Raw genomic sequence first — 22,943 nt, forward strand, 5'->3', positions numbered from 1 at the left:
ATTAATTCGCTAAAGGTAATTTGAAACGGGCAACACGACCATCTACTTTGAGTGGCACTAATTGTCCTTTATAGTAAATTTTCACATTGGCAGGAGCGCCAATGGTTAAACGATATTGTTCGTTATCGTTGAAACTTAATACTTCACCTGATTTATAAAGTTTTTCTGCAAGACGTTTATTTTTAGCACCACGTACCGTGATCCAGCTCTCTGATCCTGTAATCTCAATACGTAATTCTTCATTAATAGCGACTTGTGGTTGCTCTGCCTGTGTCTCAGTTGTATTTGTCTCTGTTGTCGCTGTTTGCTGTAACACATTAACTGGTTGCTCTACTTGAGCTTGAGTTTCCACCACTGGAGTAGCAGGTGCTTCAACTTTAACTTCTTCTGTTTTTACTGGTTCAACAGATTGACTCACTGTTGTTTCTACTACTGGCGTAGCAGAGATTTCTGTTGTTGTAGCCGTTGTTTGAGCGACAGTCGGAGAAACCGTCTCATTAGTTTGTGTGGTAGGTGTTGTTGATACATTTAACGCCACACTATTTTCTGCAGGTTTAGTCGTTTCTGTAACTTGGGTTTCAGCTGTATTGACAATTAATTGATCGCGACTTGCTTGATCTTTTTGATGTTCTTGCCACCACCAAGCTAATGTCATACCAACCGCGCCTAAAAGCACTAACCACGTTAAGCCTTTCACCCAACGAGTTTGTGATTTCTGATTTTTGACAGGAATTGGTGCCGCTTTTTTCACCTCTTTTGGAATAGTGACTTCACCATAGTTCACCGTGCCAATCAGCTCTTCAGGTAAACGTAAAAAACGCACATAATTTCTCACATAGCCACGAACAAAGGCTGGCGGTACGTTTTGTAAAATGAAAATATCATTTTCAAGGGAGTCAATATGGTTTTTCTTAAGATTTGTTTTTTGAGCAACGTCATCAATGGTTAAGTTTAATGCTTCACGAGCATGTTTGAGTTGCTGTCCTAAAGAAAGAGTTGTATCTGTCATCGCCGTTACTTTTTAAAATAAAAAATGAGTTGAGAAGTTTAAAGGGCTAAAGTCTCTTTTGCAATGCTCAAGCCTATAAATTATCTATTTTATAGGACACCTATTTCAGTGTCCTAAGTAATTTGTAAAAAATGGATAAGATCTCACCGCTTGTTAATTCACCGTTCCACAATTTAAACAGTAAAGGTAGCTCTGCTTTGGATCATTAAAGCGTGAAAGTGTGCCAAGTTGCTGTTTGGTCTGCTGACTGAAAGGCAATTCTAGCCATGAAATCAGTTTCACTTTCATATTTAGTTTAAAATCACGCATTACTTGCCCTAATAAGTCACTTGGCTCATCAATAAACCATTGCGTTTTAAACCCTTGAATTTCTGATTTGCCTTCGGCTTTGCGTTTCTGATTAATCAATTCGCTCACGGCGACATAAGCGGTATTAAAATCACCTAGCTCATCTACAAGCCCTTTTTCGAGCGCAGTTTCACCTAGCCAGACTTGACCTTGAGCCACTTTGTCTACTTCCGTCTTCGTCATCTTGCGCCCTTTGCTCACTAACTCAAGAAAACGATCGTACCCATGTTCAATACTGATTTGAATCATTTCAGCCTGTTCTTTTGAAAGCGGTTTCAATGCCGTTTGTTGCGCTAAAGGAGAAGTCGCAATGCCATCTTCACTCACGCCTAAATTTTTCGCCGTTTTTTCAAAACTGACGGACAAGCCGAAAATACCTATAGAACCCGTTAAGGTTGTCGGGCTAGCAATAATTTTATCACTAGTTGCTGCAATCCAATAGCCGCCTGATGCCGCCATACCGCCCATAGATGCCACAACAGGCTTGCCTGCTTGCTGTAAATCTTCCACTTCTTGACGGATAAGCTCTGATGCCATCGCACTTCCGCCGGGGCTATTAATCCGTAAAATCACCCCATCGACATTGGTATCTTCTCGAGCATCTCGCAATAGTTTGATGATAGTATCACTGCCTGCGACTTCCTCATCACTCTCGCCTAAAACGATAGCACCTTCCACATTAATAACCGCAATTTTATTTTCGCCTGATACATCAAACCTGTCAGATAACGTTGCTGAATAATCAAGGAAATCAATGCTGTTGTAGTTGCCATCGATATCTTCGCCAAATTGAGCAATAAGCATCTCTCGAATTTGTTTATAAGTAGATAACTCTGTCACCCAGTTTTGCTTTAAGGCATATTGCGCATCATCGCCTTTTATCTCTTTATACTGTTGAAGTAAACGGCTTGGCTCTGGCACAATATCTTTGGCTTGAATACCACGATTTTTAGCAATCTCTTCGCTAAATTTTGCCCAAAGTTTATTTAACCAAAGTTGAGCATTCTCTTTGGCTTCGGGTGACATATCATCACGTAAAAAGGGTTCAACGGCTGATTTATAAGTGCCTACTCGGAAAATATGTGGTACTGCTTCAATTTTATCTAATAGCGATTTGAAATAGAGATTGGAATAGCTCAACCCGTGTAAATCCACAAAACCCGCTTTGTTTAAATAGATTTTATCTGCGTAACTGGCAAGATAATATTGTTTTTGAGAATAAGCTTCGCCAATGGCGATCACCGGCTTACCCGATTGTTTAAAACGTTCAATCTCATTGCCAACAAAAGAAAGAGACGGAATATCGCCACCTGTAAAATAGGTTAAATCAAGAACAAGCCCTGTAATTTTTTCATCCTTTCTTGCTTTATTAATCGCTCTTACCACATCAAAAGTGGAAATTTTCATTGGTTCATCACTTCCGCCTAATTCAGAACGAATAAAGCGATTAAAATCGCCAAATTCATCATGATTATCCGCAAGATAGCCATCTAAATTGAGCGTTAAAGCCCCTTTCTCAAAGGGAATTTCTCTCTTCTGTCCTTGAGGATCCGTTGCTAATAAGGCTGTAAGTGCAAAACAGACTAAAACAAACAGAATAAAAAAGATGCTTAATACTAGCTCTCGAATACAACGAAAGATCTGATAAATACCTTTTAAAAGACGTAACATAACTTTTCCTTAGAAGAATAATATCGGCAATACGCTACCATAAAATGCACTAAAATTTAATTATTTTAAGCAGAATCATAAAAACAAGCTCAATCCCTAAATGTGAGTATTTAGCTCATCCAGATTATTTCATTAGAATATGACTGTTTTATGAATTATTAACAATTTTTATCGAGTACTATCGCCCCAATCCATCTCAAAATGCCATAAAGAAAACAGGGCGTATAAGCCTAAAATATGCTATTCTTTTAAAGATTTTTAATAAGAGGGATTCTCAATGGAAACGTTAGATTTACTACAACGTCGCCGTTCTAGCAAAAAATTTGGAAACGGTGTGCCAACATCTGAACAACTTGATACTATTTTAAAAGCGGGACTTCGTGCGCCTGATCACGGTCGCTTAAAGCCTTATCACTTCATCGTGATTGAAAAAAGCGGTATGGAGACTTTCCGTCGCTGTTTACTGGAGACGGCTCAAGAATTTGATATGGGCGAAGAAGGCTTAGCAAAAGCAGAAAAACTAGCAAACCGAGCGCCAATGATGATTGCTGTTGTGGCTAAAATTGAAAAAGATTTGCCTAAAGTACCCGCTTGGGAGCAAGTAGTTACTGCAGGCTGTGCAACCTATGCGATGCAACTCGCCGCAAATGCCCAAGGGTTTGAAACCTGTTGGATCACAAATAAATGGGTCAATGGCGCATCGCTACGACAAGCCTTTGGATGTCGAGAGCAAGATCAAATTGTTTCTTTAGTTATGATTGGCTCACCTGCCGATGCCGATGAAATTACCATGGCAAGCCAAACTGAAGATATTACCCCTTTTGTTACCTACATGAAGTAATCACAATGAATCAGAATGAACACGACTACGAAGATTTAATTCGTATTTTTGATAGTTGTTTTGCGCAAAGCTATAACACTCGACTCGAACGGGGAGACGATTATCCTATCTATTTACCCGCCTTTATCGATGAAGGCAATGTAAAAAGCGAACGCCCATATAATGTAATTTTATTTGCCCATGGATTTTACAGCAGCGGATTACACGAAATCGCACATTGGTTAGTTGCAGGAACTGAACGCCGTAAATTAGAAGATTTCGGCTATTGGTATGAACCTGACGGACGTTCCGCAGAGCGTCAGCGTGAATTTGAGCAAGTCGAAGTGAAACCCCAAGCAATCGAATGGATTCTCGCCACTGCAGCTAATTTCCGCTATTTTGCAAGTGCAGACAACCTAACAGGCAATGCGGGCGATAACTCTGCCTTTAAACAAGCCGTTTACAATCAAGTTAAAATTTATGCTGAAAAAGGTTTACCAAAACGTGCAGAACAACTACGCCAAGCGTTGAGTGCATTTTATGGTACGCCTAACTTGATAGATTTATCCAAATTTGACATTTCAAGAATTTAGGAGAGATTATGCGTTTTACCGTTATTATTCCCGCTCGTTATGCATCTACACGTTTACCCCGTAAACCACTATTAGATATCGTCGGTAAACCTATGATTCAACACGTTTGGGAAAAAGCACAGCAAGCTGGGGCAAGCCGAGTGATTATTGCGACCGATCATATTGAAATTGAACAAGTGGCAAAAGGATTTGGCGCAGAAGTTTGCTTAACGTCCGATAAACATAATTCAGGTACAGAGCGTTTAGCTGAAGTGATTGAAAAAATGGGGATTGCTGATGATGAAGTCATCGTAAATATCCAAGGCGATGAACCCCTTATTCCCCCTGTTATTGTGGCTCAAGTCGCTGAAAATTTGGAGAAACATCAAGTGAATATGGCAACCCTTGCCGTTAAATTGATGACTAAAGAAGAGCTATTTAATCCAAATGTAGTTAAAACATTAACCAATAAAAATGGTATGGCACTTTACTTCTCCCGTGCATCTATTCCTTTTGCCCGAGACCACTTTGCCGATTGCGACGATACCTTTGTACAGCAACAAAACTACCTTCGCCATATTGGTATCTATGCTTATAAAGCAGGCTTTGTGAAACAATATGTTGCTTGGGAGCCAACCGCACTAGAGCAATTAGAATCTCTCGAACAATTAAGAGCATTGTGGAACGGTGAAAAAATCCACCTTGAACTTGCCAAAGAAGCACCGCAAGTAGGCGTAGATACTGCAGAAGATCTTGAGCGAGTCCGCCAAATTCTCTCAGCATAATGCTAACAAGCGGTAAGATTTCATTCTTTTTTTGCGCTATTATGTAGCAGTTGCACAAAAATGTTGAGATCTCACCGCTTGTTATAGAAAAAGGCTCAGAATTTATAAGATTCTGAGCCTTTAAATTAGTCGATATTTTTTAACTCTTCTTCAGATAAAATTTCTTTTCCATCTGAATTGGTTTTGCCATCTTTCACTTTAAATTCAAGATTTTGGAAATACGCTTCCCTAAATGTCGTATATGGATCTTGAGATTGTTTCAATAGAGATTCTTGCCCTAAAAGTTTTGCTCTTGAATCGACACCTTGAACAACATATTTTGCCATTCCCCATGGGGTCGTGAGTAAAGAAAGTACTGGATAGGTTGTATCCGCTAAACGACCAAGATCTTGACGTGGCGTTGCTGGACCATAACCAGGCAACATAACGTAAGGACCTGTTGGTACACCATAAGCACCCAACGTATCGCCAAATGTACGACGACCATTATCAATTTTAAGATCATTCGTTAGGCTCGCAAAATCAATTAAACCGCCTAACCCAAATACCGTATTAAACCAAAAGCGAGTAAAATGAATCATGGCTTTTTCACCTTCGCCTTCAAGTAAGCGGTTCACAAAGCTTGCCGGTTCATCAAGGTTATTGGCGACATTGACTAATCCCGTTTTAATTGGGCTAGGCACATACTCTTTCCAACCTTTTGCAACAGGCTCTAAGACATAAGGATCGAGATACTCATAATTCACTTTCCACATAGCTCGATTAAATCCTTCTAAAGGATCTTTACGAACACCAGTTTCAGGATTAATCGTCGACGAACAAGCAACTAAAATCATGGTTGCTGCTACAATAAGTAGGGATTTTATTTTTTTCATATTATTTTAAAAATGGATTACTTTTCTTTTCTCGCCCAACAGTTGTATGTGGGCCATGGCCAGGGATAATAATAAAATCATCATCTAAATCAAATAACTGTGTTCTGATTGAATGAATGAGCTGATCAAAATCCCCTTTATATAAGTCAGTGCGTCCTATGCTATTTTGAAATAACACATCACCACTAAAGGCAATCTTATTATCAAAGTCAAAAAAACCAATATGACCTGGTGCATGCCCAGGTAAGTGACGAATATCAAAAGTCAAATTACCAACAGAAACACGATCTCCCGCATTCAACCAATGATCAGGCAAAAAACTAGGGGCTTCTGGTAACCCATATTTACGGCAAATATCAGGAAGCTGTTCAAATAATGGCTGGTCATCTTGATGAGAGCCAAATACTTCAACAGAAAAGTGCTTCCTTAATTTATCGACCGCCATAATATGATCAAGATGACCATGTGTAATAAAGAGTTTTTGAACGTTTAACGCTTGTTCTTCAACAAATTGAATAATTGCTTCTGCATTATCACCTGCATCAATAATCACTGCATTTTTATGTTCATCCCAAACGACAGAACAATTTTGTTGGAATACACTGACAGGAATAATTTGTAAATTAAACATATAAACTAACCGCTATTAACCACGCCATGTTCTAACTGGTCCAGTATCAACATGAACAAAATTACTACGTGGGTAATATCCTACACCGCCGTTAGACAAGCTTTCTGCTGCTTTACGAACTTTAGCTAACGGAATACCTGCAATATTAAAATCAACCGCTTTACCTAGGATATGATAACTATTGCTTGCAACGCCTCTACTGCGACGGCGCAATCTTGCATTTGTTTGTGCCGAACGATAACCGCTTAAGATAGTAATCTCAGCATTACGAGCTCCGAGACGAGATTGGATTTGAGTCAATTTGACAAATAATTGGGGATCTATATTTTTTACACGATCAATATAAATATCACGCATAATATAATTCAGGCGAGAACGATCCTTTGCAGAAAACCCTCCTGCAGAATAGCCCGCTGATAATGTCTCTCCTGTACTTGCTCTACGCAAACGTAAAATCATCGGCTTTGGCGTTGAGACTATCGCGCTAGCTAAATTAGGTAACAAACTTGCGCCTAATATGATACCTCCTAGAGATAACCATTTACGTCTTTGTAAATTTGTCTGTTCCATTTAATTATCCTCATTATTTTATGATAATGATTTATCGTAAATATTCTCCTTAATACTATTAACGATAAACCACTCAGTAGTGTGTAAAGTCAGTAGATTAGAGAAAAAGTTCCGAGAAACCTATAAAAATTTCTCGGAATTTTTTATTTTGAGACCTAAATCACATTTTTTACTTTTGCCCAATCAATAGAAACTTTAGGCAAATTCATATCCAGCTTATAAATGTCTGGTAAAGTATATACTTTACCACCTTCAACCCAAGATGTTACGTAATAAAGATAAACAGGGTTATCTGAACGAATAGGTGCCGAAGTTGTTTTATTGCTTGCTAGGACATTCTGTTTTTTACTTTCAGACCAACCAGCTTCTGTTAATAACAAAGTTGCCAATTCATCTGCTTTCGCAACACGAACACATCCTGAACTTAAAGCTCTATCTGTTTTTCCAAATAGCCCTTTATTTGGCGTATCATGTAGATAAATTGCATCAGAGCTTGGCATATTAAACTTATAACGACCTAATGCACTATCATCGCCTGCTTTCTGACGAATATGATATGGGAAGTTATTTTTACCTTCGTAAGCAGCCCAATCAATGCTTCTTGCATTCACCTTATTACCATTACCATCAATAATTTCATAACCTAATCTCTCCGCTAACCCAGGATCACGGCGTAATTTCGGTACTAAATCTTTATTTTTAATACTTGCTGGTACATTCCATGGTGGATTAACAACAACGTTACTTAATTTGCTGTACATGACAGGCGTACGACGATCATCACGTCCTACAATAACCTTCGATTGTAATGCCAATTTACCATCTCTAAAGTAATAAAGTTGATAACTTGGAATATTCACGAATAAACCATTATTGAAACTCGGAATTAAGCGTAAACGTTGAGCATTTAACGCTAATTTTGTAAAAGAGCTACTACCTGTTGGAGATTGAGCAGCTGAAGTTTCTGTGCTAGTCGCTTTTTTACTTTTCGCTGTTTTTTTAGCATTACTCGCCGTTCCATTTGGAGACATTGCAAATAAACGTTGTACGGTTTCTTGATAAATATGGTTACGCGGAACTAAATTAGCCACAAATTGCCCTGCAGTTCCGTTTTTTGAAGCTCTTACCCAAGAGATAATTTGAGCATCTGTTGGTGCTTTAGTCACATAGCTTCCAAGATTATAGAGCCATTGATTTGCATTTCTTCCTACATTTTTATTGTAATAGAGATAATCTAAGAAACTATCTGTTAGTAAAATATCTCGAGCAAAACTCTCATTCGTATTTAAAATTTGCTGTAACGCTTTTGCTGATTTTGCTGACACTCCACTTGCGACAAACGCTGCATACTCTTTTAAAAAAATCTTTTCAGCCTGCTTATCATGCCATAAAGGCGCAAAATCATTATCCAAGTATGTTTTAGCTGTTGTACTACTTAATAAAAGTTGATTTGTACCGATCTCTTGCCTAATACGGTTTTCAGCTTCTGCTAATTTCTGAGCTGCAATACGTTTTTCTTGCTCCTGCTGAAGAATATATTCTGCCTTCTTAGCCATTTCTGCAGCGCGAGCTTGTTGAGCCTCAAAACTTAAATGGGGTAAAACTGGCTCGTTAACAATTTTTTCAGGTGTAGCTACTGGAACTGATTCAACTACAGATGGAACTGTCGTCTCAGCAATAGCCATACTCGAAAAAACGACTAAGGGTAGAAACTTAACTATTTTCATTATTTAAAATCCAATTTGCAAAACTCTTAATAAAACAGACCGCTTGTAACGCGGTCTGAAAGTGTGGGCATTATAACCGAAATTATTATTTCTTATCAAATTGTAACCAATCTACCATCATTCTCTCTGTTTCTGTTAAGAAGAAATCTGGCGCTTCATAATCTTTTGGTAACTGTTCGATATCTTTGATCTGCTTTTTGCCTTCACGTTTAAAACGTGCATTTAAATCTTTCAAACGTTTAGCTTCATCAGCTTTGTTTTCCGCTAAACGTTCTTCTAGATTTAATGAAGTAAATTTACGCTCATCACGCTCCTTACGAATGGCTATATCCTCATTTAATGTAATAAATTCAGGATCTTTAGTAATTCTCGCTTGATGTTTCTCGGTTAATTGTACAACGACATCTCGTGCTTTACCCGTTTCGCTATAAGTCGCAGCAGGAATCTTATCCCAAGGCAATGCATTATCTTCAAAGCTTTCCCCTGTTTTCTCTGCATTGATTACTGCAGGGAAGTTAATATCTGCATCAACACCTTTTAACTGAGTACTTCCCCCGTTAATACGGTAGAATTTTTGAATCGTATATTGGATAAAGCCTAATGGTTCTTGATCTAGATCGTACACCATATTTAATGAACGGCTTTGTTGAACCGTACCTTTACCAAAGGTGGTCTGCCCTACAATAATTGCACGATTGTAATCTTGCATTGCGGCTGCAAAAATCTCCGAAGCTGAAGCACTATGACGATTGATCATAACCATGATATTGCCATTATATTCAATCGTATTACTTGGATCTTCGTGGACTTTAATACGATTAAACGCATCACGTACTTGAACAACTGGACCATCTTTAATGAATAACCCTGTTAATTCCACGACTTCTGTTAGCGAACCGCCACCATTTTCACGCAAGTCAATAATTAGGCCATCTGCTTTTTTCGTTTTCATACCCGCTAATAACTTACGGACATCTTTGGTTAAGCCAATATAGAAACCTGGAATTTTAATTACCGCAATATTCTTCCCATCAACTTTATCGATCGTCAGTTTTGCAGCACTGTCTTCCAAACGGACCGTATCACGAACTAAAGTGATAATTTTCGTTTTACCACCTTTTTCTGGCTCAATTTCTAAATAAACTTTAGAACCTTTTTTACCTTTGATTTTGTCGACGACATCATCAAGTCGCCAACCAATTACATCTTCAATCTTATCAGCAGATTGTCCTACACCGACAATTTTATCGCCCGCACTAATTTTCTTACTTCTTGCGGCTGGTGCGCCTGGTACTAGTGATTTGATCTTCGTAATATCATCTTCCATCTCTAAGGTTGCGCCGATGCCTTCTAGAGATAAATTCATGCTCTCTTGGAAACGTTTGGCAGCTCTAGGAGAAAGATAACTTGTATGCGGGTCAATTTCACGAGCAAAAGCATTTAAATAAGTTTGAAGAATATCATCAGCTTTATTTTGCGTTAAACGGCGAATCGCTAAATTATAGCGTTTGACCAACGTTTTCTTGATTTCTGACCATTTTTTATCTTTTAAATAAAGGCTAATGATGTCATTCTTAACACGTTGTTTCCAAAGTTCATCGGCTTCTGCTGTCGTTTGTGGAAATGCCGCTTTTTCACGATCGTTTTCAATTTGATCGTTTGCTTTAAGATCTGGTTCCTTATCCAATAAAGACAACGCATATTTATAGCGTTCATAACGACGTTTTGTCATTAAATCATACATTTCAAAAGCAATATCAAGTTTGCCTTCGTACAATGCATCATCTAACTTTGTCGAATATTTTTCTTTCATCGCATCAATATCAGATTGCAAGAAAGTATTATGAGCACCATCAAGCCAATCGATGTAACGGTTAAAGATTTTTGCAGAAAACTCATCGTCTAATTTAAACTTATGATAATGAGATTGTGTTAAACGAGCCGTTACTCGTTTTGTAGAAAGACTATGTTGCTCTGTTGGTGTTGGAATAATAAGCTCAGATGCTTTCATCTCTGGTTCAACAGCAAAAGCACCATTCAACACAAATGAACTAAAGCATAAGCCTAAAACAGCGGATAATTTACTCTTTTTCATACTGTTCCTATAAACAAAGGCGGTATACTATTTTTTTCCTTTGCTAAATTTACTTTCTAACGCTGCTAGACTCTCTAAAGAAGCTTTTGGAGTCTCTTTTCTCTCTGCACGTTTTTTAGCATTTTCTTCACGTGCCTTTTGTTTAAAGAAAGCTTTACGGTCTTCTTTGCGTTTTTCTTTAATTTGTTGAGCACGGCGTTCTGAATATGCTGCTTTTGCTTCAGCTAATGACTGTGCAGCATGAGCAGCCTGAGTTGCATCAACGACACCAGCTTCTTCACCTTGTAATCCAACACGCATTGCGCCTTCTTTACAGGCATGTAGGTAGCGCCAATTCATTGTATAGGCACGTAATGTTTGACGTAAAACAGTTTTACTTACCTTATCATCATGCTCTAAGGCTACCGCAAGATCTTGAAACAAACCAATTTTAAGAGGTTTTGCTTCGCCTTCTACACTAAAACACAAAGGAAATTTTTCAGCTAAATATGCGATAGCATCTTTGATTGATAAAGCAGTTTTTTGATTTTGAACGTTTTCAACTTGTTGTTCAGACATAACATTTTCCATTTTGAAACAAAAATTAATCTTTTCGAACCATATCTAATAAATAGACATAAAATGTTGCTTACTATATTTTATTTACCCTAAGTAGTCCATAGACTTTCCGATAAGTTCATCTATATCACTGAAATTTTTTATTTCAACACACTTAGTACTATCTATGTAAGCAAGGATAACTTATAAAGTAAAGCCATTTGTGAACACACACAAATGGCTTCGTTTATGTTATATAAATTAAGCTTGGCTTTCTAAAAAACGCTCTGCATCAAGGGCTGCCATACAGCCTGTTCCTGCCGAGGTAATTGCTTGGCGGTAGTTATGATCCATCACATCACCGGCAGCAAAAACGCCTTCAACACTTGTAGCTGTCGCATTTCCGTCTAAACCAGATTTCACCACAATATAGCCATTTTTTAACTCAAGCTGATCTTTGAAAATTTCCGTATTTGGTGAGTGTCCGATTGCTACAAAAACACCATCTAGCGTCACCTGCTCTTCATTACCAGTTTGAGTACATTTCAAACGCACACCCGTGACCCCCATATTATCGCCAATCACTTCATCAAGCACACTATTGGTATGAAGAATGACTTTACCTTCAGCCACTTTTTTCATCAGGCGGTCAATTAAGATTTTCTCACTACGGAAAGTCTCTCTACGGTGAACCAAATGCACAACCGATGCTACGTTAGATAGATAAAGTGCTTCTTCCACCGCCGTATTGCCCCCGCCGATAACCGCTACAGGCTTGTTGCGATAAAAGAAACCATCGCAAGTTGCACAAGCAGATACGCCACGCCCTTTATAAGCTTCTTCTGACGGTAAACCTAAATATTTTGCCGATGCGCCCGTTGCAATAATTAAGGCATCACAAGTAAACGTATTAAAATCACCTTTCAGAGTAAATGGACGTTTTGAGAAATCCACGCTATTGATGTGATCGAAGATAATTTCCGTATTAAATTTTTCCGCGTGTTTTTGCATTTTGACCATTAAATCAGGTCCGGTCATATCTTCAAATTCACCCGGCCAATTCTCAATTTCTGTGGTAGTCGTCAGCTGTCCGCCTTGTTGCATACCTGTTACCAGTACAGGATTTAAATTAGCACGAGCAGCATACACAGCAGCGGTATAACCCGCAGGACCTGAACCTAAAATCAATAATTTTGCGTGTTTTGTTGTCATTTTTCTCTCCAAACAAGCGGTGACTTTCTTGCACAATTTTGCAGAGATCTGACCGCTTGTAAATCAATTAATACAATAGGGAATAAAGTTGGCGACGGTATTTAGCAACAAGCGGATCGGCATTGCCCATTGCCGATAAAATCGCTAAAAACTGAGTTTTGAGCTCGCCATTGCCTGCGCCAAGATCTTGTTTCAACCAATCAAATAATAGATCTAATGCCTCTTCGTTTCGCGCAACTTGATGTAGTTGATTTGCCAATTTTACCGCAATATCAGGGCTTTTGGTTTTAGCATAATCGGCTTGTAGCTGCTGAATTTCAGGGGAATCAGCCGCCTGCTCTAAAAGGCGAATTTGATCTTGCAAGCCTTGCCAGCGACTGTCTCTATCCTGAATGGGAATCTGCGCTAAAAGCTCTTTGGCAGGTTCAATCTGCTTCATTGCAATATAAGTTTCTGCATAGAGTAGCCCAAAATCGCTGTTTTTCTTATCGGTTAATTCCCATGCATTTTTAAGTAATGGCAAAGCCAAATCGTACTGCTCTGCTTCTAAAAATTCTAAGGCTTGAGCAAATTTAAGCTCTTCTTCTTTTGGCAAAATATTGGCTAAACGAATACGGAGTTCTTGCTCACTCAAGTCTCCTTGAATCGCATCAACAGGTTGTCCATTTGCAAAAAAATAGCTCGTTGGTACCGCTTGTATGCGAAATTGTGCCGCAACCATCGGCTGTTCATCACAATTTACAATCGCCAATAAAAATTGCTTTGGATATTCATCCGCCAAACGACGAAAGAGCGATTCCATTTCTAAAGAACGAGATTCACGTGGTGAAATAAAATGAAACACAACAGGCACTTCTGCTGCTGCCTTGATTATTTCACTAAAATTCGTTTCATTAACATTAATTATATAATCCATAATTTCTCTAAAGATTAAGCGGTGAGTAAACTCACCGCTTTTATAATTTATTCAGAGTGATAACGACTAATCTTTGTCGATACTCCACCATTTCCTAAACAAGCTGAATCATCCGTTGCCGTTGAATAACTACCATCACGACAAATCGCTGTCACATTATTAGGTAAATGCTGTGGCAATTGAGCCTGAATAGAATGAGCTGGCTGAATAGTTGAAGAAGTACTTGCTGCTTTTACAACTTCAACTTTTTCTCCCGAACTACAAGCAATTAGCATAGTAGTTACTATAGAAAAAGCAATCATGTTGTATTTTTTCATAAAAACTCCAATAGGATTTTATATAAATAAAAAGCCGAAAACAGAAATGTTTTCGGCTTACATAATGACGATTTTTTTAATAAATTTCAATCATTATCCATTTACAAATTTTTCGCCTAATTCAATATCCGCTTTTAATGTTGGAATCATGGCTTGAATTGCATTTTCTTCATAGGCACTCACATTGCCAATTGGTAATAATTCTTCTACACCATTTAAACCTAATACGACAGGCTGAGCAAAGAAACGTGCATATTCACCGTTGCCTTCAACATAAGCATATTCGACCACTTTTTCACCAGTTAAGCCTTTTAAGACAGAATTAGCAAAACGTGCTGCCGCTTGAGCCATAGAAAGGGTTGCCGATCCACCACCTGCTTTTGCTTCTACCACTTCTGTTCCTGCATTTTGGATACGTTTAGTTAATGCTTCAATTTCTTCAGCGGTAAAATCAATTTTATCTTCTTCAATAGCTTGAGAAAGTAATGGAAGAATCGTCACACCAGAGTGACCGCCAATGACAGGTACTTTCACTCGGCTTACATCTTTACCTTTTAATTCAGCAACAAAGGTCTCTGAACGCAAAACGTCTAATGAAGTGACACCAAATAGTTTACGTTTGTCATAAACACCCGCTTTTTTCAATACTTCAGCTGCGATTGCAACGGTGGTATTGACTGGGTTGGTGATAATCCCTACACAAGCAGTTGGGCAAGCGACCGCAACTTTTTCAATTAAGTTACGCACAATACCCGCGTTAATGTTGAATAAATCTGAACGATCCATACCAGGCTTACGTGCAACCCCAGCAGAAATTAACACGAGATTTGCCCCTTCTAAAGCAGGTGTTGGATCTTCCCCCGCATAGCCGACTGCTTTAACGGCTGTTGGAATGTGGCTTACATCTACTGCAACACCTGGCGTTACTGGCGCAATATCATATAGAGCTAACTGAGTACCCGCTGGGAGTTGTAACTTTAATAATAACGCTAATGCTTGACCGATACCGCCTGCTGCGCCTAATACTGCAACTTTCATAGATTTCTCCTCATAGGTTATGTAAATTCAATATGATGAGTGTATGTAAAATAATATGAAGTTTCAAATAACAAAATTCAATTTTGAGACTTAGCGCAAATTTTCTAGAAAAAAAGTCTAGGAAGATTGTTTTTTATGAATAAATACGCAATAATTTTGCATATTTAAGACAGCTATTGAATAAGGAAAAAGGAGAATGGAAAAAATAGATTCGCTCCATGAAGCATTTAAATCACTTTTAAAAGAAGAAAAATTTAGCTCTCAAAGTGAAATTGTTACTGCATTACAAGAACTTGGGTTTGAACATATTAATCAATCAAAAGTCTCTCGTATGTTATCAAAATTTGGTGCCGTTCGAACACGTAATACAAAAATGGAAATGGTTTATCAATTACCCGCAGAGCTGAGTGTACCAACAACGTCAAGCCCCTTAAAAAATTTAGTGATTGATATTGACCATAATGATGTTCTTATAGTCGTTCGTACAAGCCCAGGAGCAGCCCAACTCATCGCCCGCTTATTAGATTCAATGGGAAAAGCAGAAGGTATTCTTGGCACTATTGCTGGGGACGATACTATTTTTATTACGCCAACAAGAGACACAGCTATTTCAAACTTGATTGATACGATCACTGAACTGTTCGAGACTTCACTCTAAATGAATATTTTTATTACTGGTGGAACGGGTTTTATTGGCTCTGCACTTTGTCAAACTTTAACCAAGCAAGGACATATATTAACCATTCTCAGTCGATACTCTCATACAAATCAACAAGCGGTCACATTCTGTCAGAACCTTGCAAATATGGAGAATTTTAATGACTTTGATGCAGTCATTAATTTAGCTGGTGAACCTATTTTTGATAAAACATGGAGCGTTCTCCAAAAACAAAAGTTAGTAGAAAGCCGTTTATCTATAACACAAAAGATCGTCGAACTTATTCAAAAAAGTGATAATCCACCACGTACTCTCATTTCTGGTTCTGCAACAGGATATTACGGGGATTTGCCTTTTGCACAAAGTTACGATGAACAAACCGCTTGTGGAAATGCTTTTCCAGCACAACTTTGTCAACAATGGGAAAATATTGCACTACAGGCACAGAGTGAGAAAACGAGAGTCTGCCTCATTCGTACGGGCATTGTCTTAGACAGAAAAGGCGGAGCATTAAAACGGATGCTTCCACTCTATCGTTTAGGGCTTGGCGGTAAACTAGGTTCGGGAAAACAACATTGGGCATGGATTTCATTAAACGATGAAATTCGAGCGATTTTGTTTTTACTGAACCACGCTGAATGCCAAGGAGCATTTAATCTTGTGGCACCACAATTAATCACCAATGCTGAATTTAATCAGGCTTTAGCAAAAGCATTACATCGCCCTGCTTTTTTCCATGTTCCAGAATTTGCCCTAAAATTACTTCTTGGAGAACGTGCGCAATTATTGCTAGATAACCAACCGCTTGTACCACAACAATTACAAAAGGCTGGTTTTAAATTTGAAGATCAATTACACGATCTGTTTTAATGACAATCTCCATCTTACGATGGAGCTCTTCATTAAAATTGCTTACTCACTTCAACAAATACCCTATGTTTATCGTAGCTATAAAAAACATGGTTACTTTTCGTCTTAGTGAAACTGTAAGTTAAACGAGGGGTTATACCCCAAAAGTGAACCGCACGATGCCAAATTGATGCATTAATCCCATACTCTTTATTACGTTGTGTAATATTGAAAATTGGCATTGGTGCTTTATAACGTTTCTGAGCTACACTGACTGAAAGACGTGTTGATAACCCTTTGCCCCACTCCTGTCCCCAACCTAAACTAATTCCCCGACGGAAGAAACTATCATCTTTATCACGGGTAGCGGTACGATTGTAGTTTAAATTTGCAAACCAGTATTGTTTCGCATTAGCAAGATAAACTAGCCCTGTTGAAATAAAGTGATAGTTACCATTAAGATGTTTGCGACTAGTATAACGTTGTTCCGCATACTCGTAATTACCACTTATTTGCCACTGTGGTGACAACCAATAGTTCGTTTCTAAGGTTGCTCCACTAGCCTTAGAGAAACGTTTTAAGGTATCGCTCTGCTTAGAGCCTCCAGCATAAAGTGTCTGCTCAATAAAAGGTAACAAAGTAACACTCAATTTCGCATTTTGAAAACCTAACCCCGTGCTAGCGCGTAAGCTGACTTCATTATATTTTTTGTTATCCCAATAATATTTACCATTAGTCGAAAGGCGTAATTCATTGAAAAAACCATCCCCCCACGACCATTTTTTACCAAGTTCAAAATTAAATCCTACACCTTCAGCAGTCTCTCGTTTTGGCGCTTGCCAATTACTATAAGTTGTACCTGATTTTGGTGCATTATTAATATTAGGATCGTTGAGATAAGTTAAACCACCTGAAAAGGTCCAACGATCTCTTCGATTAATCGCATTGAGATATTGATCAATAAGTTGACTCATTTCAGGAATGAGTGATTCAGAACGCAATTTTTTAAATTGATCTTCTGCTGCTTCTAATTCATTGTTCTCAAACAATGTCACTGCTAATTGCAATCTTACAGGTTGAATATCCGTTTGTTCCGCCAAAATTTGGCGATAAAGTTTAACCGCTTGTGAATAATTTTGATGCTTTTTCTCCATTATTGCTAAAGCCCATTTGGTTAAAATCGGATCATGGAATTGAGCGGGTAATTGTTGATAAATTGGATAGAGTAACTCAATATTATCGCTATTTCCTTGCATGACTGCTGGAACTAATGCTCGAATAACAAGGTCTGGGTGCTTTGCCAACTCTTCTTTTGTAATCGAAATGCTATTTCTACCCGCTTGTTTAGACTGTGTATTTGTTACTGGGGTAAGACGAGATTTGTTCGGCTGTATAATTGTCGTTTCAGTTTGAATACGTTGATCGTTTAATCTTTCTGCAATTTTTTGCTGTTCTTGATTTGCCATCGCAGAATGTACAATAGCTAACGTTAAGGTACTGAAAATAAAAGAATATTTCATAGATTTCCTTAAAATAGAGATAGATAGAGTCTTAGCAATAATCACCACTTAGCAACTAAAAAAAGTTTGGGTAATAAAATCATTTTTATTACCCAAGATAACAAAAATGTTCAAAAGCATTTCACAGAGAAATGATATTGCTCATTTCTCTGTGAGAATCAAACTTAGAACTTCATTTCTAAAGAAAGCACATAATTTCTACCTGGAGCAGCATATCTCGCATAATCTTTTACATTCGTATGCTGATGAATCGCATTAAGTGACGACTGACGCACAGATTCCCAAGTAGTATAGCGATAATTCATCAAGTTATAAATACCTGCTCTGATAGTGACATGTTTCCAAGGCGTAATATAACCAGTTAAATCAAAGGTTTGCCAAGAGCGAGTACGTTTTGTTGTCGCGGTACGTTCGTACTTCGCAAAGCCCACTTGTTCTTGCCCTTTTAATTCATCAGGATCTTTCCCACTGGAATGCGTCATCGTTAAATTGATTCCCCACTTCTCATCTGGCTGATCGTAACCGATGCCAATCACATAACGGGCAGGCTGAATCGTATCAAGCAACGGCGAGCGGATGTTCATATAACCTTGATAATTTTTCACCGCTTTGACTTTCATTTTGCTATATGCCAAGGTGGTATAGATTCCTTCAGGAATTCTATCCCAAATGCCATTCCAATCTAATTTCCCAATAATATTCACGCCATTTAATTTAATGTCTTGCACATTAAAATAGTTGATCATTGATTGGTTTTGATGCATACGTTCCGCTGGCGCAATCAGCTGTTTATAATCATTTTTAAAGAAGCTCGTTTCAATGATCCCAAAGTCACCTTTAAAGGTCACAGCCACTTCTTGGTTTAATGATTTTTCAGGAGATAACTTCACTGGTTTTTGATAAGCATCACTCGAACCTGCAACAGCTCCATCGTAACGTAGACCGAATAACTCTTGGAAACTTGGTACTCTAAAGCCTGAAGATGCACGATAAGAGAATGAAATAAATGAGGCTGGTTTAGCTACCACACCGATATTCCACGCACTATTTTTGTAGTCCCCCTGACTCGCCCAACGGTGATTACTACGGAATTTATGTGTATCAAAACGATAACCTAGTCCTATATCAAGGTATTTTGTAAGAGCAAAGTTATCTCGCACCGCAATATAGTGATTATGTCCTTTAATTTTACGTGTAGAACAATCTGCTCTTCCAGCAAGATTTCCCGTGTAATCACATTCGTTTTTACTATAAATTGACTGATTGGTTAATTCATAGATATAAGGGCTACTATAGGTACTATTGCCGCCTGTACGAGTCCAAGTTCCAACTGAAAATTCCCCCAAGATTTCATGGCGGGCTAACGTCGAATTAAAACGATCTGAACCTAACAATGCATTAAACTGATGTTTACCCCAACTGGTTTTTAAGGTTTTTTCCAATGAAAGTTGAAGGGTGTCGTGCTTTTCAGCATAAGTACTCCTTTCAGTTTTTGTTGCAGACCAAAGTTTATCTATCGTTGCACGACAATTTTTATCCACTATTGGATATTCAGAACAATTATTCTCTTTCAAGCGGGTAGATAACTTGATTTTTTGCTGATCGAAACTCAACGATAAGCTATCAATTATGCGATTTTCATCTTGATTAGTATAACGATATACACCACCTAAACGATCTCGAGTATGCCATTCATCAATAAAACGAGCTTTTGCCCAACGTAGCCCTTTAGACGACTTCACACCTTCTTCAGTGAAGTAATCTATCGCAACACCATCAAAGGCATTGGTATGATATAGCCCTTTGGCATTATTCATTGGATACCAATCTCCCCCCGCTTTACGTAAATCAGACGGTTGCCAATAAGAGGTATAAGTCATATCACGGGTATCATATCGCTGTTTGCTATGTTCATAGATCCCCGAAACATAATGTTTCGGAGAAAAAGCATAGCCTAATTTAACTAACCAAGCGTCTGATTTATATTTCAGTGGATCAGGTAAAGCACGGTACTCACCTGTATAATCTTTAGCATTCAAACGCTCTGTAATGTGTTTTTGATTTTCATATGCCTGTTTTTCTTCCACAGTATATTCGGGATATGTGCGGAAAGAAGGGCTATCTTTGGTCGCACGAGCCATCTGCTTCGGCGAACAGTCTAACGTTGGACATTGATCTTTCAATAAGAACCAGCCATAAGTCTGCTGATTATTAGTGCTGGTCGTATAACGATTTGAAACATCAAGAGTATTGGTTTCTACACCAACTCGGGTAATATTTTGCCCTCGGCCTTCAACATCTTTATGAGCTTGAATTTCTTTACCATTACGATGAGTATAAATGACGAGAGCATCAAAACCATTGTGAGTACCAGCAAATGCTACAGAATTTAGCCACTGCTGATTTTTACTACTATAAGCACTTTTGGTGTCTAATCCCCAAGATTGTCCCGCTTTAATAATGTCACTTGCATCTTTCGTCCGAAATTGTACGGAGCCACCAAGAGAACCACTCCCAAATTCAGAAGAACTCGCCCCTTTACTAATTTGGATTGAACGAAGATTTTCGTATTCTATTTCATTAATCGCACCGCTTGATGAGCTAGAGTATTGGTTTACATAAGATTGAATCTGCGGAAGCCCATCTAACGCTAAACCGACACGGTTGCGATCCACACCACGAATAGAGTAACCAGTCGTTGCCCCTCGTCCTTGTTCTACCACAGAAATCCCTGGATCATAACGAGTTAAGTCTCTGATATTGAGCACTTGTTCCTTATTTAATGAATCCGAGCTTTTCACTACTTTACCCAATCCTGTGACTTCATTCTCCTTTTTATGGACCTTCTTTTTTGTTCCTGTCACATACACATCATTTAATTCTACCGCTTGCTCTGCATAAGCCTGTACAGAAAACAAGCCAAGTAACGCAAGACTAATTAGATTTAATTTGTTATTCATTGCAAACTCCTTTCTTATTGTTGTTGTTCTATTTGTCGTTTTGCACCAAAGACTGCACCTACATTGCCATTATCTGACTTATGTTGGAATTGTCCTCCAAGCTCTCCTGCTGTTGGTCCATAAAATCCCCCCTGAACGGGAATATCTTGAAAAGATACTCTATCGTAGCGAGAAGAACCTGAATCAAGCTGAATGCCCGATGTGGAAGTTTTTGCTGTACCTGAGAAACCATTCCCCTGAATTTGAGCATCAATGATAAATGTTGGATCGATACTATTTTTACTGAAAAGCTGTCCTTTCACACTCTTATCATTACTGAAATTCACATCAAACTCTGCACGATAGCCTTGAGTTTTATTATCTGATTCAGCAATCCATGCAGAACCTTGAGAAGAAACAGAAGCATCCCAAGTACCCACATATTTGTAGTTACCGCCAACAGGCATTTGACTTATCTCAGTTCGCTCTCCTTGTAGGAATAAACTGTTCTCTTTTACTTGTTTTTCTCCATCTTTTTGCCATAGTTGACCAAATTTCGTATATTCCAAATTACTACAACAGGCCACTGCAACCATTGTTTTACCATTCACTGTAATGGTCTTGGTGTTTTTAAAATCCGAGCCAACAAGATCCATTTTCTGTCCATCAATAATTAGTACATTCGCATTACCAAAATTATTGAGCTCCTGAGCATCAAAATTAGTTAGATCAATTTTAGATGCATCAATGATTCTGACTGTCCCTACTTCTTCATCACTTCGTTTACCTGCAAACACAGCGAAGAGAGACTTACTATTGGTAAAGAATTTTCCTGCGAGCTCTTCAGCTTTAGGTCCGTAAAATCCACCTTCAAGATAATCTGAATTCGTGAAGATCGGATCGTTTGGATCCATTGCACTTGCTTTCCCCCTAAAGCGGTTACCTGAAATATCTGCTTCAATGCTATAACGCTTGGTTATTTCTTGAGCTCGATTTCTACTCACATAACCATTGCGATATAAATCACCTGTTAGTTTTTTATTGTCAAAATCCACTGTAAATTCACTGGAATGAGCAAGACCTCTGATCTCATTGTCACCAAACTTATCGCCTACTTTATATTCTCGATTTACATCTTCTGTGATCGAAGTAGCTGCCACATTTTTACCATCTCCATCACTTTTGAACCCTTTGATGTCGTAAGTGGTATTAACATCACTGGTAAAGTCCCACGTTCCTTTGTAATTAATTGTATTTCCTTTTGGTAACTCTTTTGATGGAGTTACTCCTTTATAATAAACATAGCCTTCAATGCCATTTTTAAAGATATAAACTTGTTCACTGGCATTCTTTATCATTTCACGAAAAGATGCGTCATACACATAACCTGAACGAACATACTGCAAATCGCGTGTTTTATCTGCTTTTCTTCCATCATGAGAATGGTAAGTTAAATAACTCGTTGTTTTCTCTTCTAACTCTTTAAGTTTAGGAATCTCATCTATATTTTCGCTCCATATAGCCATAATCTGTGACTCTGATAATTCAGCTGTTGCATCAGGAGTACTTTTTCTATTTCCATTCTCATCAAATAATGCTCTATTTCTACGGGGTATTTTGACTTCATATCCCAAAGCAGGCTCCATTAACTTATCTAATTCTTTTTTTTCTCTTTTCTGAGTTTCTTCATCTTTATAGATCACTTTAGGCTTTTCACTGCTCGTTACCGTACTAGGCTGAACATCATCCAAATCAAAGCTCCCTTTACCACCAGAACAAGCAACTAAGAAAGCGGAAGTAATAACTAACATATAAGGATTGAGTTTAAAACGCATGTTGCCTCCCATATAAAAC

The 22,943-nt window shown here is 38.2% G+C and carries 20 protein-coding genes; 5 read left to right on the plus strand and 15 right to left on the minus strand.

Annotated elements, in window-relative coordinates; all coding sequences use genetic code 11:
• Position 1: 1 nt before the first annotated feature.
• Together C5N92_RS03395 and sppA are read right to left on the minus strand one after the other, a co-directional pair.
• Positions 2-1,009, minus strand: a complete 1,008-nt coding sequence (locus tag C5N92_RS03395; RefSeq protein WP_111749457.1) for a RodZ domain-containing protein — start codon at positions 1,007-1,009, stop codon at positions 2-4.
• Between the two features lie 153 nt (positions 1,010-1,162).
• Positions 1,163-3,028, minus strand: a complete 1,866-nt coding sequence (gene sppA, locus C5N92_RS03400; RefSeq protein WP_111749458.1) for a signal peptide peptidase SppA — start codon at positions 3,026-3,028, stop codon at positions 1,163-1,165.
• A 277-nt stretch (positions 3,029-3,305) separates the two neighbouring features.
• Between sppA and C5N92_RS03405 the strand changes: the two genes are divergently transcribed.
• From C5N92_RS03405 to kdsB, 3 genes are read left to right on the plus strand one after another with little or no spacing between them, the layout of a single operon-like run.
• The gene (locus tag C5N92_RS03405; protein WP_111749459.1) at positions 3,306-3,869 is read left to right on the plus strand and encodes an NAD(P)H nitroreductase; all 564 of its coding nucleotides are present in this window, start codon (positions 3,306-3,308) and stop codon (positions 3,867-3,869) included.
• 5 nt (positions 3,870-3,874) lie between these two features.
• Positions 3,875-4,441 (plus strand): elongation factor P hydroxylase, encoded by a 567-nt coding sequence (locus C5N92_RS03410; RefSeq protein WP_111749460.1) that lies wholly within the window; start codon positions 3,875-3,877, stop codon positions 4,439-4,441.
• 8 nt (positions 4,442-4,449) lie between these two features.
• Positions 4,450-5,205 (plus strand): 3-deoxy-manno-octulosonate cytidylyltransferase, encoded by a 756-nt coding sequence (kdsB, locus tag C5N92_RS03415; protein WP_111749461.1) that lies wholly within the window; start codon positions 4,450-4,452, stop codon positions 5,203-5,205.
• A gap of 125 nt (positions 5,206-5,330) precedes the next feature.
• Here the strand turns inward: kdsB and C5N92_RS03420 are convergent, their stop codons facing one another.
• The 10 genes from C5N92_RS03420 to mdh all read right to left on the minus strand — a co-directional run bounded on the left by C5N92_RS03420 (position 5,331) and on the right by mdh (position 15,123).
• Positions 5,331-6,080 (minus strand): MlaA family lipoprotein, encoded by a 750-nt coding sequence (locus C5N92_RS03420; RefSeq protein WP_111749462.1) that lies wholly within the window; start codon positions 6,078-6,080, stop codon positions 5,331-5,333.
• Position 6,081: 1 nt separating this feature from the next.
• Positions 6,082-6,711: an MBL fold metallo-hydrolase gene (locus C5N92_RS03425; protein WP_111749463.1), complete on the minus strand. Its 630-nt coding sequence runs from the start codon at positions 6,709-6,711 to the stop codon at positions 6,082-6,084.
• A gap of 15 nt (positions 6,712-6,726) precedes the next feature.
• Positions 6,727-7,281 (minus strand): peptidoglycan L,D-endopeptidase MepK, encoded by a 555-nt coding sequence (gene mepK, locus C5N92_RS03430; RefSeq protein WP_111749464.1) that lies wholly within the window; start codon positions 7,279-7,281, stop codon positions 6,727-6,729.
• A gap of 155 nt (positions 7,282-7,436) precedes the next feature.
• Positions 7,437-9,008: a L,D-transpeptidase family protein gene (locus C5N92_RS03435; RefSeq protein ID WP_111749465.1), complete on the minus strand. Its 1,572-nt coding sequence runs from the start codon at positions 9,006-9,008 to the stop codon at positions 7,437-7,439.
• An 85-nt stretch (positions 9,009-9,093) separates the two neighbouring features.
• Positions 9,094-11,103 (minus strand): carboxy terminal-processing peptidase, encoded by a 2,010-nt coding sequence (gene prc, locus C5N92_RS03440; protein WP_111749466.1) that lies wholly within the window; start codon positions 11,101-11,103, stop codon positions 9,094-9,096.
• Positions 11,104-11,130: 27 nt separating this feature from the next.
• Positions 11,131-11,661 (minus strand): RNA chaperone ProQ, encoded by a 531-nt coding sequence (proQ, locus tag C5N92_RS03445; RefSeq protein ID WP_111749467.1) that lies wholly within the window; start codon positions 11,659-11,661, stop codon positions 11,131-11,133.
• Positions 11,662-11,901: 240 nt separating this feature from the next.
• Positions 11,902-12,852 carry a thioredoxin-disulfide reductase gene (gene trxB, locus C5N92_RS03450; protein WP_111749468.1) on the minus strand — a complete coding sequence of 317 codons (951 nt, stop codon included), beginning with the start codon at positions 12,850-12,852 and terminating at the stop codon, positions 11,902-11,904.
• Positions 12,853-12,919: 67 nt separating this feature from the next.
• Entirely contained in the window at positions 12,920-13,768 is an 849-nt protein-coding gene (locus tag C5N92_RS03455) for a co-chaperone YbbN (protein WP_111749469.1), read from the minus strand.
• 47 nt (positions 13,769-13,815) lie between these two features.
• On the minus strand, positions 13,816-14,043 hold the full coding sequence (locus tag C5N92_RS03460) for a DUF3761 domain-containing protein (protein ID WP_238138383.1): 228 nt from the start codon (positions 14,041-14,043) through the stop codon (positions 13,816-13,818).
• Between the two features lie 135 nt (positions 14,044-14,178).
• A complete protein-coding gene (mdh, locus tag C5N92_RS03465; RefSeq protein ID WP_111749470.1) occupies positions 14,179-15,123 on the minus strand; it encodes a malate dehydrogenase in 945 nt (314 codons plus the stop codon).
• Between the two features lie 196 nt (positions 15,124-15,319).
• Here mdh and argR point away from each other — a divergent pair, with 196 nt between their 5' ends.
• Together argR and C5N92_RS03475 are read left to right on the plus strand one after the other, a co-directional pair.
• Complete coding sequence (gene argR / locus C5N92_RS03470; protein WP_111749471.1) at positions 15,320-15,781, plus strand: transcriptional regulator ArgR; 462 nt, start codon at positions 15,320-15,322, stop codon at positions 15,779-15,781.
• Positions 15,782-16,651, plus strand: coding sequence for a TIGR01777 family oxidoreductase (locus C5N92_RS03475; RefSeq protein WP_111749472.1), 870 nt, complete (start codon positions 15,782-15,784; stop codon positions 16,649-16,651).
• Positions 16,652-16,683: 32 nt separating this feature from the next.
• Here the strand turns inward: C5N92_RS03475 and C5N92_RS03480 are convergent, their stop codons facing one another.
• The 3 genes from C5N92_RS03480 to C5N92_RS03490 form a co-directional block, all read right to left on the minus strand.
• A complete protein-coding gene (locus tag C5N92_RS03480) occupies positions 16,684-18,150 on the minus strand; it encodes a surface lipoprotein assembly modifier (RefSeq protein WP_111749473.1) in 1,467 nt (488 codons plus the stop codon).
• A gap of 164 nt (positions 18,151-18,314) precedes the next feature.
• The gene (locus C5N92_RS03485; protein ID WP_111749474.1) at positions 18,315-21,110 is read right to left on the minus strand and encodes a lactoferrin/transferrin family TonB-dependent receptor; all 2,796 of its coding nucleotides are present in this window, start codon (positions 21,108-21,110) and stop codon (positions 18,315-18,317) included.
• A 14-nt stretch (positions 21,111-21,124) separates the two neighbouring features.
• Entirely contained in the window at positions 21,125-22,924 is a 1,800-nt protein-coding gene (locus C5N92_RS03490; protein ID WP_111749475.1) for a transferrin-binding protein-like solute binding protein, read from the minus strand.
• Positions 22,925-22,943 lie beyond the last annotated feature (19 nt).

This window comes from Glaesserella australis, from assembly GCF_003260095.1.
GTDB lineage: Bacteria > Pseudomonadota > Gammaproteobacteria > Enterobacterales > Pasteurellaceae > Glaesserella > Glaesserella australis.

Excerpts from the sequence above, each read along its gene's own strand:
- mdh (WP_111749470.1), bottom strand. The coding sequence starts at position 15,123 with ATGAAAGTTGCAGTATTAGGCGCAGCAGGCGGTATCGGTCAAGCATTA.
- argR (WP_111749471.1), top strand. The coding sequence starts at position 15,320 with ATGGAAAAAATAGATTCGCTCCATGAAGCATTTAAATCACTTTTAAAA.
- C5N92_RS03405 (WP_111749459.1), top strand. The coding sequence starts at position 3,306 with ATGGAAACGTTAGATTTACTACAACGTCGCCGTTCTAGCAAAAAATTT.
- mepK (WP_111749464.1), bottom strand. The coding sequence starts at position 7,281 with ATGGAACAGACAAATTTACAAAGACGTAAATGGTTATCTCTAGGAGGT.
- C5N92_RS03480 (WP_111749473.1), bottom strand. The coding sequence starts at position 18,150 with ATGAAATATTCTTTTATTTTCAGTACCTTAACGTTAGCTATTGTACAT.
- C5N92_RS03460 (WP_238138383.1), bottom strand. The coding sequence starts at position 14,043 with ATGCTAATTGCTTGTAGTTCGGGAGAAAAAGTTGAAGTTGTAAAAGCA.
- prc (WP_111749466.1), bottom strand. The coding sequence starts at position 11,103 with ATGAAAAAGAGTAAATTATCCGCTGTTTTAGGCTTATGCTTTAGTTCA.
- C5N92_RS03490 (WP_111749475.1), bottom strand. The coding sequence starts at position 22,924 with ATGCGTTTTAAACTCAATCCTTATATGTTAGTTATTACTTCCGCTTTC.
- trxB (WP_111749468.1), bottom strand. The coding sequence starts at position 12,852 with ATGACAACAAAACACGCAAAATTATTGATTTTAGGTTCAGGTCCTGCG.
- C5N92_RS03420 (WP_111749462.1), bottom strand. The coding sequence starts at position 6,080 with ATGAAAAAAATAAAATCCCTACTTATTGTAGCAGCAACCATGATTTTA.
- sppA (WP_111749458.1), bottom strand. The coding sequence starts at position 3,028 with ATGTTACGTCTTTTAAAAGGTATTTATCAGATCTTTCGTTGTATTCGA.
- C5N92_RS03395 (WP_111749457.1), bottom strand. The coding sequence starts at position 1,009 with ATGACAGATACAACTCTTTCTTTAGGACAGCAACTCAAACATGCTCGT.
- C5N92_RS03425 (WP_111749463.1), bottom strand. The coding sequence starts at position 6,711 with ATGTTTAATTTACAAATTATTCCTGTCAGTGTATTCCAACAAAATTGT.
- C5N92_RS03410 (WP_111749460.1), top strand. The coding sequence starts at position 3,875 with ATGAATCAGAATGAACACGACTACGAAGATTTAATTCGTATTTTTGAT.
- C5N92_RS03485 (WP_111749474.1), bottom strand. The coding sequence starts at position 21,110 with ATGAATAACAAATTAAATCTAATTAGTCTTGCGTTACTTGGCTTGTTT.
- C5N92_RS03435 (WP_111749465.1), bottom strand. The coding sequence starts at position 9,008 with ATGAAAATAGTTAAGTTTCTACCCTTAGTCGTTTTTTCGAGTATGGCT.
- kdsB (WP_111749461.1), top strand. The coding sequence starts at position 4,450 with ATGCGTTTTACCGTTATTATTCCCGCTCGTTATGCATCTACACGTTTA.
- C5N92_RS03475 (WP_111749472.1), top strand. The coding sequence starts at position 15,782 with ATGAATATTTTTATTACTGGTGGAACGGGTTTTATTGGCTCTGCACTT.
- C5N92_RS03455 (WP_111749469.1), bottom strand. The coding sequence starts at position 13,768 with ATGGATTATATAATTAATGTTAATGAAACGAATTTTAGTGAAATAATC.
- proQ (WP_111749467.1), bottom strand. The coding sequence starts at position 11,661 with ATGTCTGAACAACAAGTTGAAAACGTTCAAAATCAAAAAACTGCTTTA.